Origin of the sequence: Streptomyces spongiicola, from assembly GCF_003122365.1 — a bacterium.
Lineage (GTDB): Bacteria > Actinomycetota > Actinomycetes > Streptomycetales > Streptomycetaceae > Streptomyces > Streptomyces spongiicola.
Genome location: NZ_CP029254.1, coordinates 2795457 through 2811257 on the forward strand (window position 1 = coordinate 2795457; position 15801 = coordinate 2811257).

A 15801-nucleotide genomic window follows, 5' to 3' on the forward strand; every position below is an offset into this window, starting at 1 on the left:
GCCCGTACGATGACCGCATGGCGACGGCACCGAACTCGGGCGAACCCCGCTGGCTCACCGCAGAGGAGCAGCGGGTGTGGCGCTCGTACCTGCATGCCACCACCCTCCTCGAGGACAGCCTCGACCGGCAGATGCAACGCGATGCCGGCATGCCGCACGTCTACTACGGACTACTCGTCCAACTCGCCGAGGCCCCGTGCCGCCGTCTGCGCATGACCGAACTCGCCAAGCACGCCAAGATCACCCGATCCCGGCTGTCCCACGCGATCGCCCGGCTGGAGAAGAACGGCTGGGTGCGCCGCGAGGACTGCCCGAACGACAGACGCGGACAGAACGCCTGCCTGACGGACGAGGGCTTCGAGGTACTGGGGAAGGCGGCAGCCGGACATGTATCGGCAGTACGGCAGGCGCTCTTCGACCGGCTGAGCGCCGAGCAGGTGCGCCAGCTCGGTGAGATCACCCGCATCGTGGCCGAAGGCCTCCAGCCGGACGGCACCGGCGCCGACCTCCCCTGGCTGCGGTGACCGACTCCGGGACCCGCCTGCACGGTGGTCGCGACCCCTGCCCGCATACGGACGCACGCGGCCCCCTCCCCGGTGACCGTCGCGACATGTCCCCGGCCACCGGCGCCCCCTCGGCCTGCCCGGTCGCGGACGGCCCCCGGATGCCTTGACGCCTTCCCGGCCGCGTCCGAGTGCGGGGCTCCCGGCCCCGGAACGCGGCGTACGCGGGTCCCCGCCGGTGCCGCGACGGACACCCTCGGGGACCCGGCCCACCGCCCCTCCCCTGCTCTCCTCTGCTCCCCCTGCTCCTCCTACTCCCTCCGCTTCCCTCTACTCTCCTCCGCTTCCCCCTGCCCTCTTCTGTTCCCCTTTGCTCCCCTGCCCCCTGCTCCTTAGCGCTGCCCCACCACCGCCCGCCGTCACCACCCCCCGGCCACCGTCAGTGCCCCCGGCCGCCGTCAGTGCGGGGCCGCCATCGCTGCCTGTCGCCACCGATGGCGGCTGCCGAGCGTCACCGCCCGCGCCTCCCGCACGGCGTCAGTGCGCGATGACCGGAACCCTCGTCTCCTCCTCGGCGGCCGAACCGGACGACGCCGCGGTCGTGGCCCCCGGGCGCCCGGAGTTGATCAGCGTGAAGGCGATGACCGCCGAGGCCGCCAGGATGCCGACCGCCCACCAGATGGCGCTCGCGTATCCGTGCACCATGCCTTCCAGCCGGAGGATCCGGAGCGCCTCGGGCCCCGTCGCCCCGGCCGCATGGGCAGCGAGGTACGAGGTGGTCGCGGAGGCCGCGACGGTGTTGAGCAGGGCCGTACCGATCGCGCCGCCGACCTGCTGCGAGGTGTTCACCATCGCGGAGGCGACACCGGCGTCACGCGCCTCGACTCCGTACGTCGACAGCGACATCGCCGGCATGAAGGCGGTGCCCATGCCGAGGCCGAGCAGCAACTGCGCGGGGAGGATGAGCCCCACGTAGGAGGAGTCGACCTCCAGTTGCGTGAGCAGCAGCATTCCCGCCGCGGCGACCAGGAAACCGGGACCCATGAGCAGCCTGGGCGGCACCCGGGTCATCAGGCGGGCGCCGATCTGCGTGGAGCCGGTGATCATGCCCGCGATCATCGGCAGGAACGCGAATCCCGTCCGAACGGGCGAGTAGCCCTTCACGATCTGCAGGTAGTAGGTGAGGAAGAGGAACAGGCCGAACATGGCGATGACGGCGAGCCCCAGCGAGAGATACACCCCGCCGCGGTTGCGTTCGGTCAGTACACGCAGCGGCAGCAGCGGCGACGGCACCCGGGCCTCGACCGCGACGAAAGCGGCCAGCAGCGCGACGGAGGCGGCGAACATGCCGAGGGTTGTCAGGTCGGTCCAGCCGTGCGACTCGGCGCGGGTGAATCCGTAGACCAGGGCCACCAGGCCGAGGGTGGACAGGAGGACGCCGGGGACGTCGAGCGGCGAGCGGTTGCGCCCCCCGGCCGGCTCCCGGATGACGAGCCAGGCACCCACGGCGGCGGCGACGGCGAAGGGGATGTTGACGTAGAACGTCCAGCGCCAGTCCAGGTACTCGGTGAGGACGCCGCCGAGGATCAGACCGACCGCGCCGCCACCACCGGCGATCGCACCGTAGACGCCGAAGGCCTTGGCCCGCTCCCTGGCGTCGGTGAACATCACGGCGAGCAGCGACAGGGCCGCCGGGGCGAGCAGCGCACCGAAGGCGCCCTGCAGAGCCCGCGATGCCAGCAGCGTCGCCTCCCCGGCTGCGGCACCGCCGAGCGCGGACGCGGCGGCGAAGCCCACCAGGCCCACGACGAAGGCGCGCTTGCGCCCCCACTGGTCGGCTATGCGGCCGCCGAAGAGCAGCAGCCCGCCGAACGCCAGGGCGTAGGCGGTGATGACCCACTGCCGGTTGCCGTCGGAGATGCCCAGGTCCTGCTGGGCGGAAGGAAGCGCGATGTTCACGATCGTCGCGTCGAGCACGACCATCAGCTGGGCGAGTGCGATGAAGACCAGCGCTTTCCAGCGGCTGGGATCAGCCCCGGCCGGCCCAGCGGGTCGGTCGGGACTGTCGAGGCCGTCGACGGCGTCGAGGCCGTCGAGGCCGTCGGAAAGGCGCTTAGGGGCCGTTCTTGACATGGAGATGGCTACCTAGGTGTGCGAAGGGGATTACGGAGCGAGGTACGAGGATCGCCGATGATCGGGTAGATCCGAGTGGGTAGCGGACGACAGTGGATGACATGAAAGAACGGGACCGCGGTCGTCCGCTCTTGCGCACGGACGGTCGCGGGGCCCCCGCCCGAACACCATCGGAGCGGCGGTACGGCCGGAACCAGACTCCGGCCGGCGGAGCCGGGCCCACCCGCACCCGGGGCCGCGCGGCCGGTCGGTCGCGGACGGGGCCCGAGGGTCCACCCGGCCGGCCGTCAAGCCATGCGGCCGCCAGGCCAATGGTCTACGGGTCTACGGGTCTACGGGTTCACGGGTTCACGGGTTCACGGGTTCACGGGTTCACGGGTTCACGGGTTCACGGGTTCACGGGTTCATCGGCGAGCGACCGTGCGGCCACACAGCATCGGAGTCACACTGCCGCGCGGCCACCGGTCTGCGAGATCAGCGGTCGTTCAGGTCACGGTGAATACCTCAGCTCCTCCAAGGTCACTGCCGAACCCGGCAGTTCGGAGCGCGCCGGCGCTTTGAGGCCGTCGAGGAACAGTTGCAGATGTCGGTGCGTGAACCGGTCGATGTCCAGGCAGGCGACCCCCGGGAGCGGCCGGGTGAGCTGGGAGAGCATCATCATCAGATCTCCCGTCGCGACATCGGCGCGCAGCCGGCCCGCCTCGTGGGCGCGGTCGACGAGCGCCTTGACGGCCCCCTCCAGCCGGTCGCGCTGGGCGACCAGATCGGGATGGTCCTTGTCGAAGTCGCCGCTGAGCAGCGGGCAGAGGGCCGCGACCCGCTCGTCCGCGGCCGCGTGGGTGAAGCGGCTGAGCGCGGCGAAGGGATCCGCCTCTTCCGCGCCCGCCTCCTCCGCGCGCTCGGCGATGCGCCTGAGAACCGACACCACCACCTCGCGGACGAGGGACGTGCGGTCCGGGAAGTTCCGGTACAGCGTCGCATTGCCGACACCGGCACGCCGGGCGACCTCGTCGAACGGCGCTTCGGGGCCCGACTCGACGAACATCTCCCGGGCAGCGGTCACGATGCGCTCGCGGTTGCGCAGGGCATCCGCCCGCGGCCGGGCGGCGCGGCGCGACTCGGTGCCGGTGGCGGGGCTCACGGCTCCACATCCTCTCGATCGGCCGGGGGATCGGGATCCGGCACTGCGGCCGGGTCCGGTGCCCGCCGAGAACCGGGGACGAGTTCCCCGTTTCGCGCGGACATCAATGGCAAACGGGGAATCGATCCCCGGTTATTTCCCCTCCCCCCGAGAACCTCATGTGATCTGACTCACATCAAAGCTCCGGCGTGTCCCACGATCGGCCCTCCCGGCGCGCGCCCCGCCACACCTCCGAACAGGCTGAACGCACCAGCGCAGCCCGGACCCGGCCGGCTGCCGCCGAGCCGAAGGCGGACGACCGCATGCAGCAGACCCGCCGACGGATACGCAGACCGGGCGCCCTCGGCGCCGTCGCCGCCATCATGCTCGCCGCCCTCACCTCTGCGAGTTCGCTGCTCCCCGGCAGTTCGAGCACGACGGCGGGCCCGATCGCCACGGCCGAGGAGTCGGCGCTCGAACCGTGCCGCCTCACCTCCACGACCGGCGTGCAGATGTCCGAGGGCGTCCCGACCCCGTCAGGGTACGTGCGCTCCACGGGCGAGATCCGAGCCCTGAACCTGATGGTCGACTTCCCGGACGCCGAGGGGGCCGGCTCCGCGCTGGACCGGTACGCGGAGTTCTTCCCGCAGACCGAGCAGTGGTTCGCCACCAGTTCGTACGGACGGCTCGTCTACCGGCCCGAGACGCCGTTCCCGGACTGGCTGCGGATGCCCATGGCGTTCACCGCCTACGGAATCGACCGCGGGGCGCCGTACGAGCCGGGCTACCGCCAGCTCGTACAGGACATCGTGACCGCCACCGACGACCAGGTGGACTTCAGCTCGTACGACCTGCTCAACGTGCTGGTCACACCCAATGCCGGGCCGTCCGCCCTGGACACCGTGCTGTCGGTGACCTTCTCGGGGAACCACGAGGCGCCGTACGCGGACGGCGTGCCGCTCGCCAACACCAGCTTCGTCTACAGCCGTCAGGACGACGGCTCCGGTACGTATTCCGAGACGGGCTACCGGGTACTCCCGCACGAGAACGGCCACGTCTTCGGCCTGCCCGACCTCTACACGGCGGAGGGCGGCGGCGCGGTCGGCCACTGGGACATCATGTCCGAGGACTGGGGTGCGAACAACGATCTCCTGGGCTGGCACAAGTGGAAGCTCGGCTGGCTCGACAACGACCAGATCCAGTGCGCCGCCGCGACCGGCAGCAGCGAGTACGAGCTGACCCCGCTGGCCCTCAAGGGCGGCCGCAAACTGGCCGTCGTCCCGCTGGACTCCGAGTCCGGATATGCCGTCGAGGTGCGCACCCGAGCGGGCAACGACGAGGCCGTCTGCAAACCGGGCGTGCTCGTCTACCACGTCAGGACGGACGTGGACACGGGGCAGGGGCCCGTCACCGTCGCCGACAGCGCCAAGAACAGCGGCGGCTGCACCCGCCGGCCCAATGTGCACGCGGAGCTGTCGGACGCCCCGCACCGGCCGGGCGAGGCGTTCACCGACGAGGAGAACAAGATCCGGATCACGGTGCTCTCGGAGAAGGCGAACGGGGCCTACCGGGTACGCATCACCCGCACCTGACCCCGCAACCGGCACCGCCCCGCCAGTCTCAACCCCCCTCCACCCTCACCCCACCCTCATCAGTCCCCATCCAGCCCCTGCCAGCCCCTGCCAGCCCCTGCCAGCCGGGCAGCTCACCGCCCCCGATCCCCGTCCGGGCTGTGGGCGACCCGACAGAGCAGTGCCTCCGGGCGAGCGGAGGCGGATGCACCGGTACGAGGCCTGGCCCAGGCAGGCCGATGAAGCGGGTGCCATAGGTGACCGCGGGTGCGAGGCAAGCCGCACCCCGAAAGGAGAACGGTCCGAACGAACCGGCCACTCGATCCTTCCACCGCGTCCACCGCGTCCACTGCACCGATCCCACTCCCCAGACGAGCCAGCACCTCCCCTGAACAGGCGAAACACGAATCTTGCCGGGCGGCCGCCGGGATCCGCTAGGCTAGACGCCGGATCTCGCGGAGATCCACACCTTTGCCTTCGTAGCTCAGGGGATAGAGCACCGCTCTCCTAAAGCGGGTGTCGCAGGTTCGAATCCTGCCGGGGGCACAGTGCCTGACCAGGCACGGAGCATCGAACACCCCCTTCGGAATGATCTCCGAAGGGGGTGTTTTCATGTGTGCGGGGACAGATCGGGGACACGGCGCATCCGGCGGGGACGCCAGCCCGCTGCCGCTACGCCGCTGCCTCACCCGGCTCGATGGGGCGGATCAGCGGGCGGACGGGCGCCTGCTCGTCGGAACCGGAGTCCGGCTCGACAGCGGTCTCGACGTCGCCGGAGGCCGCGGGCTCGCTCTGCGGGACCGGCTGCGGCCCCTGCGGCTGCTCGTCGTCCGCCGCCCCCTCCTCGCCGTCCTGTTGGTTGGCCTTGCGCGGTACGAGCGCCACGGGCGCGTCGGCGGCCTCGAGTTCGAGCTGCGGGAGGACGCTGGTGTAGGTGTCGGCGGTGAGCTTGTAGGAGGAGTGGCCGAGCAGGACCTGGATGGTCTTCATGTGGACGCCGGCCGCGAGGGACAGCGTCGCCGCGCAGTGCCGAAGATCGTGCAGCCGGATCGGCGGAAGGCCGAGCTTCTGGACGAGCCGGTTGAAGACCTGGGAGAGGTACTCCGGGTGGTACGGGCGGCCGTCCTCCCAGGTGAAGACGCGGCCGGAGTCGACGTACGGGTCGTACTTCTTCGGCTCCTTGCGGTGCTTCTCCTCCCACTCCGCTCGTTCGGTCTGCTGGCGTCGCCGCCAGAACAGCATGAGTTGGTGGGTCTGGCTGTCGAGCCGGATGGTGCGGGCGCCGCTGTCGCTCTTGGGGGTGTCCTCCCAGACGTCGTAGGAGGCCGCGACGAGCTGTTCGCTGATGTGGACGGTGCCGGCGGTCATGTCGGTCTCGCGCCAAGGCAGACCGCAGGACTCGCCTCGGCGGGTGCCCCGGAAGACCATGAGGTGGAACATCGGGTAGAGCCGGTGCTCCGCCACCGTGTCGAGGAATGCTCCGGTCTGCTCGGCCGTCCAGACCATGACCGGCCCGGGCTTCTGGCCAGTCTCCTGCCAGTGGGCGACGCGTTCGTCGGTCCAGACGAGCGGCTTGGGCGGGGTGTACTTGGGCAGGACGAGGTCTTCGGTCCAGTTCTGGCTGATGAGCTTCTCAGTGTTCTTGGCGTAGTCGAGCGCGGCGCTGAGCTCGTTCTTCATCTTGAGCTGGACGCCGGGGCCGGTGATGTACCGCGGCTTCCTGCGGGCCTGGCGCAGCTTCTCCCTGGCCTCGTTCCAGCGCTGGCGCAGCTCGGGCGGACGCGGCCTGGCCGCCTGCTTCCAGGCCCGGTGGGCCGCTTCGCACTCGGCCTTCGCCAGGTCGGCAGCATCCTGGTTGGCGGCGTGCTGCTCGTTGTCGCGCCAGATCTGCTCGAACATCTCCTGGAGGTGCCGCGTGCGCAGGTCGCGCATCTTGAGGTGGCCGAGGTGCGGGACGAAGACCCGGTTGATGTGGTCTTCGTAGGTGCTCCGGGTGGACCTCTTGAGGTCGACTCTCTTGCTGAACCAGCGCAGCAGGAACTGCTCGACGGTCTCGTCCGAGAGGACGTCGACGCCGTCCTGCGCCTGGTCCCAGATCTTCTGCGCCGCCTCCTCGGCCTTCTTCTTGGTGAGGAAGCCGCCCTTGCGAGGCCGGCGCCGCTTGCCCCGGGGCCCCGGCGGCAGCTCCACGTAGTAGTACCAGCTGCCGTGGTCACGCTTCCCGAGATCAGGGCAGGCGGAACCCAGCTCCCTCAACTTCGGCTTGCCGTTGGTGTCGAGGACCGGTTCCCCGTCCTCGTTGGCCATCGGCGCCCTGCAGGTGCAGCGCCTGTAGACCGAGCCCTTGAACACATCCCCTCCTGTACGTCGTGCAACCAGCCACGCAGGCGCAATCATATGTGGAGACAGACACACTGTTGCCCGATGACCTGGGCTGACATGCGCTCCAGATAAGCCGGGTTGAGCCGGATACAACCGCAAGGCTTCGCGGCTGACGATTCAGCGACCGACCGAGCAAGCGCTACTACATGTGTGGCAACAGAGCTGGGCGATCACACCGGATGGCGTCGAGCGCAATCTTGTTCGGTCACCTGGGGAGACCTTAGACTGCGTCGGGACTTCCTGGGAGGCGCGGGGGCGGAACAGGAGAGTCTGACCATGCGAGATCGAAACGATCCGGCCACCTCGAACGCCACGATGGCGGTGCGCTCATGACGCGGGACGAGGTACTGGCCCTGCCCGTCACGGTCGACGTACTGACGGCCGGCAAGGCGTTCGGCTTCAGCAGGAACACCACGTACGAGCTGATCAAGTCCGGAGAGTTCCCCGTGCCCGTGCACCCGTACGGAAGGGGCAAGCGTCGGGTGCTGACGTCGGAGCTGTGGGGCGCGCTGGGCGTGCGTCCGGACTAAGGAAGGCCAAGGCATGCGAAGCCGAGGCCGCTCGACGGCGTCCACCACGCACCCGCACACGATCCGACCGCAGCCTACTCAAAGGCTGCGGTGATTTAAGTGAGATAAGTTCTCTCGATCTGCCCATACATAGCCCTACGGTCTGGACCTGTTCCGTGTAAGGTCCGCAGGGATATCCAAAACCCACAACCCCGGCACCTCACATGTCGGGGTGACAGTGGTGGGTTTGGTCATACCCTGTGTTGGGGGATACAGGGGGATATGGGCTGGAGAGAGAATGAGGGCGTACGGCCACGAAACGGACGGAGTGACCGCTGTCCCCGAGGAGGCCGCCCACTTGGTGGCGGCCGCCAAGCGTCTCCTCGACGATGAGCAGACGCTTGCGAGTACCGCTGACTGGATGACCGAGGTAGCAGGGCCGACCGTGTCTGGGCGCCCTTGGTCGCCGACCACGCTGCGTCGCAGACTCCGGAACCCGGCCATCGCCGGACTGCGGGAAAACGCCGACGGTGAGCTGGTCAAGGGGCCGGCCGAGCCGCTGATCGACCGTGCCACGTTCGACGCGCTTCAGGAGTTGTTCAGGCGCAACGAACGAGGTCAGGGCACCAAGCCTAAGCATGTGCACTACCTTTCGGGAGGCGCGGGGACCTGTGCCTTGTGCACGCGCCCGCTGGTGCCCCGGTCTACAGCGAACGGCGGGCGGGGGTACGTCTGCGAAGCCGAGGGTTGCGGCAAGGTGCGAATCTCCGCGGAGCCGTTGGACGAGTACATCGGTGAGCGCGTGATCGCCCGCCTGTCGCGCCCGGCCAACCTCAAGCGCCTGGCGGCGGTCCGGGACCGGTTGACGGCGGACGCGGAGAAGGCCGCGAGATTCCTGGACGGCCTCCAGGGGCACAAGGAGGAGCTGGCCCGAGCGTACGGGAAGCGGGACCTGACCCTGGCGGAGTTCAAGCAGGCGAAGGCCGCCCTCGATGAGGAGCGCAGGGCAGCCATGGCGTGGGCCCGGCGGGGCAAGGCTCTGGAGGAGCTGCCGGAGCTCACGGCCGAGGGCCTGGAGGCGTGGTGGCAGGACACCGCCGGCCGCGAGCAACGCCGCACGTTGGTTCAGCTGGTGGTGAAGGAAGTACGTGTCGGCCCGGCAACCGTGCGCGGATCGCGGCGGTTCGACGAGGGCAGGTTCGACATCCACTGGCGGTAGTGCGGCGTACTCCAGCCGCTGGAGCATGCAGCACCCGCGAGCGGTCCGGCTTTCATGACGCTCAGTCGAGTTTGCGTTCCTCCGTGGAGGCCCACCACTCGCCGAGTGCGAACTGGTTGCCGGGTTCGATGTCGAGTGCGCGATAGAGCCGCGTCAGGTGGTTCGACACCGTGCGCACACTGACCTGCAGCTCCTTGGCGATCTGGCTGGCCTTCTTGCCCGCGCTCATCCCACGCAGAATCGCCCGAGTCGTGGTGGTCGTGACGGTGTCCTTCGGGGGCCGTCTGCGTCCCCCCATCCAGGGGTCCGCGCGCTGCCACTGGTCTTCGTAGAGCTCGCGCAGGTGCGCGATCAGTGCTGGATGGGTGATCTTGTAGGCGCCGTTGGCGGGCATCGGCCGCCCGATGCTGTTCGCGACGAGGGCGAGGCAGCGGTCCACGATGACGAGCCTCTGGAAGCCGCCGGCCAGGGTGCGCACTTCGGCGCCGTGCGCGGTCACCGCCGCCGCCCAGGCGTTCTCGGGTCCGCGTGAACGCGCACTCTCCGGGTAGATGGTACGAAGCTTCTTGCCTTCACTGAGTAGTTGAAGGTCACGAGGCAGGGAGAGCTTCAGAGCATGTTCAGGTCTTTCCAGAGGATGCGCGGTGAGGACCTCGTCGGTCATCTCATCGAGGGCGGTGGCGATCGCGGCACTGGCCTCTTGGACGGAGGCAAGGAACTCGACGCCTCCCTCGCCCGGCTGGGCTTGCCTGCGCGGTAGCCCGCTGAAGAAGGAGTGGACCTGCTCCATGCGGTCCAGAGCTGACGCGATGACCTGGCGTTGATGCTCGATGTGCGTGCGCTCCGCGCGGTGCAGATCGCTCTCCACGTAGCGCCCGGGCTTTATGGGATCGCGAACGATCAGGCCGAGCTCCAGCAGCTCGTCGAGGCCCGGTTCGCCGTCCGGAATCGCCTCTCCGTACTGGATGCGTTCGTGGACTGTGCGGGCTTCGCGCGAGAGCCGTAGCGGCGCGCGACCTGTGGTGGCAATGTCCGCTTCAGTCATGATTCCGACCTGCGTCCCCCCGCAATGCGTGCATATGCACCCGGCATCCGCTTGCCCTCGCCGGATCAACCGTAGAGCCTACACAGAGTGACGCGGGTGGGCGCGTAACTGCACGGCCACTGACCAGCGTTGGCCTCCGGTCTGTCGCCCTCTGCATCCGCGTCGTCCGCTGTCGATGGACGACGGCGACCGGCTGACAGAAGCCCCGGATCACAGAGGTGGAAAATCCGTTGAGGAAGATACGTTGGACCCGAAGCACGGCGATATTCCTTCTGGTTGTCGCCGGAGTGCTCGGCACTTCCACGGGGGTCGACGCGGGTATCGAGGCGTCGTCGACGAGTATCCAGGCAGACCCGAACTGGGACGTGGCTCCTGCGGGCAGCGGATCCGCTGCTGCGGTCGACGGGGAACACGGCATGGCCGCCCCGGCTGATACGCGCTGGGAATAGACGGATCATCTGCGGCCGGGCTCGCTGGACGGGAGCGGCCCGGCCGCGCAGGTCAGCCCTGATGGCAGGGCGAATGAAGGCACAGGTGGGAGCGCTTGTGTCATGGTTCGGGGGGAGAAGTACGTGAACCGGCGCGTCTCGCCGAAGGCGGTCGGGCGGATCGGTGAGGCTGACAGATGTCGGCCGCTGGGCGACGATCCGTCAAGCGACGGTGGCTGGCTTGAGGAGGAGATCCTTAAGGTCTTGATGGGTGCGGACGTCGAGTTCGGCTCTGAAAATTTCGGATCGACATGTGTGGAGGAAGAGTAGAGCTACCCAATCACCTCTGACCACGAGCCCCGATCGCCCCTCGGTGGACGGTCGGGCTCACGGCCATTCGTCACCGAAGCCTCCGTCAAGCTTGCTCCCGCTGACCCATCCAGGAAATAACACTTGACGATCAAGATCGATTGATCATAGTATTTAGTCATCACCTCACAGGAACCCAACCTGCGAGACCGAGAGTGCGAGGAGTCAGCGACATGAACGTCAGCGAGGCGAACATCGAGGTCATCGCGATCCCGCTCGCGGACATCGAGCCCAACCCTGGATATTCAGCGGAATTGGGGGATCTGACGCCCCGGTAGCAGAAAGGTGCCGCTGACCTGCAAGGATGCGAGTGTCGAGGTCGTATCCGCTGCGAGAGTCAGGGCACCAATCTGGTGAGCGAGCCTACAGGGTGGGACCGGCGGTTGTCCGTGGTCGCCGACGGCAAGGGGCTGATCGGGCATGCCGGAGCGGTGCTGCTGCGCCGGCTGGCCGACCGTACGGGGTTGACGAGTGCGCTGGCGCCTGTGCTGCCCGCCGGGACGGGGGCCGGCTGGCGGGATCGGGCGGTGGTGGTCGTGCAGCTCGCCGTGGCGATCGTGCTGGGGGCGGCGAACCTGTCGGACGCCGAGCAGTTGCAGGCACACCACCAGGGCTTGTTCGGGGCGACGGTGTCCGACTCGACGACCCGGCGGACGCTGGCGGCGATGGACGCCGAGGTCCTCGCGAAGATCGCTCGGGTGCGGGCCCGGGTGCGTCGGCACGTCTGGAGCCTGCTGCACCTGCGGCCGGGCGGGTTTCCGTGGCTGACGATCGCGGGTAAGCACCTGCACCGCTGGGTGGTGATCGACATGGACGCCACGATCATCACGGCGGCCTCGAAGAAGCAGGGCGCCGCGGCGACCTGGAAGAAGTCGTTCGGGTTCCATCCCCTGGCCGCGTGGTGTGCGAACACCGGCGAGTGCCTGGCGATGCTGCTGCGCGCGGGCAACGCCGGCTCGAACACGGTGGCCGACCACATCCGCGTGCTGCGCGAGGCACTCGCCCAGGTCCCCGGAGCCTCGACGGCGAAGATCCTGGTGCGCGCGGACGGCGCCGGGGCCACCCACGGCCTGCACGAACACCTGCGGGATCTGAACACGATGCGGCGCACGGTCCGCTTCACCACCGGCTGGACCATCACCGACGAGGACGAGAAGGCCATCGCCCGCCTGCCCGAGAGAGCCTGGGAGACCTCCATCAAGCAGGACGGCAGCCTCCAGGAAGGCTACTTCGTGGCCGAGTTGAGCGGGCTGAACCGCCGGGAGGGCTGGATCAAGGGGATGCGGCTGATCGTCCGCCGGGTCAAGCCGTCCGGCCGCCACACGAAGGACCTCACCGCCTTCGAGAAGAAGACCGGCTGGAAGTACTCGATCACCGCCACCAACATCTCCAGGATGGCCCGGATCCCCGGCTCCCACCAGATCCAGTGGCTGGATGTCCTGCACCGCCACCACGCGGTGGTCGAGGACCAGGTGAAAGCGAACAAGGCGATGGGCCTGCACAACCTGCCCTCCAAGTCCTGGCAGATCAACCAGGCATGGATGCTGAGCACGAACCTCGCCGCCGACCTCGACGCCTGGCTCCGCCTGCTCACCCTGCACGATCACCCCGACCTGGCCCACGCAGAACCGGACACCATCCGCTTCCGGCTCTACCACCTCCCGGCCCGCCTCGCGAAACACGCCCGCCGCCGATGGCTACGGATCGAGCACACCTGGCCCTGGGCGAACGCGTTCACCACCGCCTGGCGGCGGCTGACCGACCTCCCGGCCGCCACCTGACCCACCAGCAACCACCCCAACGAGAACCGGAGAGGAGAGGACCGCACCACCCCGGGAGACGTGGAACCCCGGCGCACCCCGCAGCGTCACGCGACGGCCCACCCTCGAACGGCAGAGGACATTACGGGCGAACCGCCAAGCCGATCAACGACCAACCCCAGCTGACGGATCGAGGCCAACCCGGACCAGCCCCGCAAGTTCTTCGACGAGACCAAGCTGGAGGAGCTGGCAGCCCAGTTCCGCTCGGTCGGCCAGCTCCAGCCGATCGTGGTCCGCCCGGCCGGCGACACGTTCCAGATCGTGATGGGCGAGCGCCGCTGGCGGGCCATGCACCTGGTGCAGGGCGCCACCACCATCGAGGCCAAGGTCGTCTCGAGCGTCGACGACGAGAACGCGTTCATCATGGGCACCTCCGAGAACGTCGGCCGCGCGGACATGACCCTCATGGAGGAGGCCCAGGCGTACGCGGACCTGGTCGGCTTCGGATACCAGGCAGAGCGCATCGCGGAGATGTTCGGCAAGACCACCGACTACGTGAAGTGGCGGATGGACCTGCTCAACCTCACCACCGACATCGCGGAACTCGTCGCCGAGGGCAAGATCAAGGCCGACTTCGCCTGGTACCTGTCGAAGCTCACGCCGGCGAACCAGAAGGTGGCCGTCACCCGGTACATGAAGGGCGACTTCAGGACGGAGACCGACGCCTCCACCTTCGCGCAGGCCCTGCGGATGAAGGAGAACCAGGAGGGCTTCTTCTCCGAGAAGGAGCTGTCGGACAAGGAGAAGGAGAACAAGGCCAAGGAGCGAAAGCAGGCCAAGTCCAAGGTGGACCAGGTCGAGCGCGCCGGGACACTCCTGGAGGAGCTGGCGAAGCTCACGCCGACGGAGCTAGCCGAGTTGTTCGAGGGCGAGGTGGGCAAGCAGTTGGACACGGTGGAGCGGGTGCGGAAGGCGTCGGCCGAGGCGGTGAAGAAGCTGCGGAAGGCGAAGGCGATGTCTGAGGCGAAGCAGCTGACGGTCCGACCGGAGCTGGAGGTCGAGCCGGAGGCGGAGGACGCCGAGGCCGAGCAGGAGCCGAGCGAGACCGAGATCGCCGAGGTCGCCGCCGAGGAGCCCTCGGAGACGGAGCTTGCGGCCGCGGCCTGAGCTGACGTTCGACCGTGCGCGACAGCCGGGATCCCGAGGAGGGTCCCGGCTGTTTCGCGTCTCTGGGAGGCTCGGGCGACGCGTGGGCGGCATGGGGTGGTGGTGGGGTGCGAGTGGGGCGGACCCCTAACACCCGATTATAAAATAATAATGGCGAGCGAAATCGATTGACTATAGAATAGTATTTGACGATCACCCGCTTCGAATCAGGAGCGAGGAAGGACAGGGAATGTTTTTGATCAGGAACGAGGGCGACACACTGTCGCCCGATCAAGCGGCGGCACTGCTGTGTTCTGGGGTGGTGGCACCCGGCAGCGAATGGGTCGCGCCCGGCCTCGCCACGAAGATCCTGTGCCGGGTGCGCGGGCGGCGACTGCGGGTGGTCCCGGTGCGCGGCACGGACGGCAGCGTCGCAGTGGACGGCGAGGGCTGCCTCGTGTTCGGCTCCGGCAGCGTCTCGCGGGACGCGCTCGGTGTGCGGCTGTGCGACGGCTGCTGCGAGCTGACCGGGTGGGAGAACGTCCACAGCGACGAGGGCCACGAGGAAAAGCCGGACCCGAACTGCCCGCTCCACGGCTGCGCCACGGACCCGGCGTGAGGGAGGAACATGTTCGAGCTGTTCACGCACAGGTACCAGGGCTTCGAGCCGTCGATGGGCGTGCCGGTGCGCATCACCCTGGGCGCGCCAAGGTGGACGTTGCCGTACGCGCTGGAGCACCAGGTGCGGGAGGCCGCGCCGAGCCGCGACTACTTCGGAGCGGCACGGCCGGCGTACGAGATGGCGTACGTATCCCAACTGGACCGGCGTGGGGTGGACTTCTTCGCGTTGCGGTTCCAGGAGATCGCGGTCGCGGCCGGGGATCTGCGGCTGGTGCTGCTGTGCTTCGAGGACCTGGCGAAGCCGTATCAGTGGTGCCATCGACGGATGTTCGCCGCGTGGTGGCAGGAGAAGACCGGGGCAAAGGTAAGGGAACTCGGGCCGCTGGGACCCGGGTACGAGCAAGGGACGTTGCTGTGAGCGATGAACGCACGCCCAACTGGGCCGAGATGAGACGGGAGGACTTCGAGGCAACGCCGCGGCCGAAGCCGGCGTCGCCGGGCCAGATGGAGCTGTTCGAGCCCGGGCCTGGAAGAGCGAAGGCGAAGCCGCGGCTTCCGGAGGAGTGCCCGATCGGGACGATGAGTCTGCTGGACCTGCTCCAGCCGGACCGGTGACAGTCACCGCGCGGGCCTGACCGCAACTCCATGCATGTGGCGGATGCGTGATCGCATCCGCCACATGTGTTGTGACAATACTTCGTCTGATACGGTTCAATTGTTGGCGGGTGATCTTCCCCGATCGGCTTCGCCACGCGTCGGTGGTGCACCTGGCAGCACGCCCCGCCCCCGGTGGGGAGGAGCCCGTTCGAGTCGGGCCCGGCGCTCGAGGACGCGTCCGCACAGGCATGTGGTGCGGAGCTGACCAGCCAAGGAACCACCCCCTCCAGGCGTCCCCCGCGCCTCCTGGTTCCCCGGCGGCCCGGCACGGCAGGACCAGCCCCCTGCCCCTCCGGACCCGCGTCCTTCTCAACCAGATCCGCGCAGGGGAGGCAGCG

Annotated in this window: 15 protein-coding genes and 2 tRNA genes; 13 read left to right on the forward strand and 4 right to left on the reverse strand. The window is 68.6% G+C overall.

Annotated features, from left to right (window positions below):
• Positions 1 to 17: 17 nt before the first annotated feature.
• Positions 18 to 524, forward strand: a complete 507-nt coding sequence (locus tag DDQ41_RS12090) for a MarR family winged helix-turn-helix transcriptional regulator (RefSeq protein ID WP_109294504.1) — start codon at positions 18 to 20, stop codon at positions 522 to 524.
• A 516-nt stretch (positions 525 to 1040) separates the two neighbouring features.
• On the opposite strand, the gene DDQ41_RS12095 is transcribed toward DDQ41_RS12090, so the two are convergent.
• Positions 1041 to 2636 (reverse strand): MFS transporter, encoded by a 1596-nt coding sequence (locus DDQ41_RS12095; protein WP_109294505.1) that lies wholly within the window; start codon positions 2634 to 2636, stop codon positions 1041 to 1043.
• Positions 2637 to 3126: 490 nt separating this feature from the next.
• Complete coding sequence (locus tag DDQ41_RS12100) at positions 3127 to 3777, reverse strand: TetR/AcrR family transcriptional regulator (RefSeq protein WP_109294506.1); 651 nt, start codon at positions 3775 to 3777, stop codon at positions 3127 to 3129.
• Between the two features lie 302 nt (positions 3778 to 4079).
• Here DDQ41_RS12100 and DDQ41_RS12105 point away from each other — a divergent pair, with 302 nt between their 5' ends.
• Together DDQ41_RS12105 and DDQ41_RS12110 are read left to right on the forward strand one after the other, a co-directional pair.
• A complete protein-coding gene (locus DDQ41_RS12105; RefSeq protein ID WP_109294507.1) occupies positions 4080 to 5348 on the forward strand; it encodes a M6 family metalloprotease domain-containing protein in 1269 nt (422 codons plus the stop codon).
• A gap of 452 nt (positions 5349 to 5800) precedes the next feature.
• Positions 5801 to 5873: transfer RNA gene (locus tag DDQ41_RS12110), tRNA-Arg, on the forward strand.
• Between the two features lie 126 nt (positions 5874 to 5999).
• Here DDQ41_RS12110 and DDQ41_RS12115 read toward each other — a convergent pair.
• A complete protein-coding gene (locus tag DDQ41_RS12115; protein WP_162602649.1) occupies positions 6000 to 7679 on the reverse strand; it encodes a site-specific integrase in 1680 nt (559 codons plus the stop codon).
• 359 nt (positions 7680 to 8038) lie between these two features.
• Here DDQ41_RS12115 and DDQ41_RS12120 point away from each other — a divergent pair, with 359 nt between their 5' ends.
• Both DDQ41_RS12120 and DDQ41_RS12125 read left to right on the forward strand, forming a co-directional pair.
• The gene (locus DDQ41_RS12120) at positions 8039 to 8239 is read left to right on the forward strand and encodes a helix-turn-helix transcriptional regulator (RefSeq protein WP_109294509.1); all 201 of its coding nucleotides are present in this window, start codon (positions 8039 to 8041) and stop codon (positions 8237 to 8239) included.
• A 307-nt stretch (positions 8240 to 8546) separates the two neighbouring features.
• A complete protein-coding gene (locus DDQ41_RS12125; RefSeq protein WP_162602650.1) occupies positions 8547 to 9437 on the forward strand; it encodes a recombinase family protein in 891 nt (296 codons plus the stop codon).
• A gap of 61 nt (positions 9438 to 9498) precedes the next feature.
• On the opposite strand, the gene DDQ41_RS12130 is transcribed toward DDQ41_RS12125, so the two are convergent.
• Positions 9499 to 10482, reverse strand: coding sequence for a helix-turn-helix transcriptional regulator (locus tag DDQ41_RS12130; protein WP_109294511.1), 984 nt, complete (start codon positions 10480 to 10482; stop codon positions 9499 to 9501).
• A gap of 230 nt (positions 10483 to 10712) precedes the next feature.
• Here DDQ41_RS12130 and DDQ41_RS31230 point away from each other — a divergent pair, with 230 nt between their 5' ends.
• The 8 genes from DDQ41_RS31230 (at position 10713) to DDQ41_RS12165 (ending at position 15630) form a co-directional block, all read left to right on the forward strand.
• A complete protein-coding gene (locus DDQ41_RS31230) occupies positions 10713 to 10931 on the forward strand; it encodes a hypothetical protein (RefSeq protein WP_162602651.1) in 219 nt (72 codons plus the stop codon).
• A 503-nt stretch (positions 10932 to 11434) separates the two neighbouring features.
• Entirely contained in the window at positions 11435 to 11557 is a 123-nt protein-coding gene (locus DDQ41_RS32390; protein WP_262508435.1) for a hypothetical protein, read from the forward strand.
• A 75-nt stretch (positions 11558 to 11632) separates the two neighbouring features.
• Entirely contained in the window at positions 11633 to 13060 is a 1428-nt protein-coding gene (locus DDQ41_RS12140) for an IS1380 family transposase (protein ID WP_262508436.1), read from the forward strand.
• A 168-nt stretch (positions 13061 to 13228) separates the two neighbouring features.
• Positions 13229 to 14206 carry a ParB/RepB/Spo0J family partition protein gene (locus DDQ41_RS12145; protein ID WP_109294513.1) on the forward strand — a complete coding sequence of 326 codons (978 nt, stop codon included), beginning with the start codon at positions 13229 to 13231 and terminating at the stop codon, positions 14204 to 14206.
• 229 nt (positions 14207 to 14435) lie between these two features.
• Complete coding sequence (locus tag DDQ41_RS12150) at positions 14436 to 14804, forward strand: hypothetical protein (protein ID WP_162602652.1); 369 nt, start codon at positions 14436 to 14438, stop codon at positions 14802 to 14804.
• Positions 14805 to 14813: 9 nt separating this feature from the next.
• Positions 14814 to 15224 carry a hypothetical protein gene (locus DDQ41_RS12155; RefSeq protein ID WP_109294515.1) on the forward strand — a complete coding sequence of 137 codons (411 nt, stop codon included), beginning with the start codon at positions 14814 to 14816 and terminating at the stop codon, positions 15222 to 15224.
• Positions 15221 to 15421, forward strand: a complete 201-nt coding sequence (locus tag DDQ41_RS12160) for a hypothetical protein (protein WP_109294516.1) — start codon at positions 15221 to 15223, stop codon at positions 15419 to 15421. The genes DDQ41_RS12155 and DDQ41_RS12160 overlap by 4 nt, the downstream gene beginning before the upstream one ends.
• 137 nt (positions 15422 to 15558) lie before the next feature.
• Positions 15559 to 15630, forward strand: a tRNA-Gly gene (locus DDQ41_RS12165).
• The last annotated feature ends 171 nt before the right edge of the window (positions 15631 to 15801 follow it).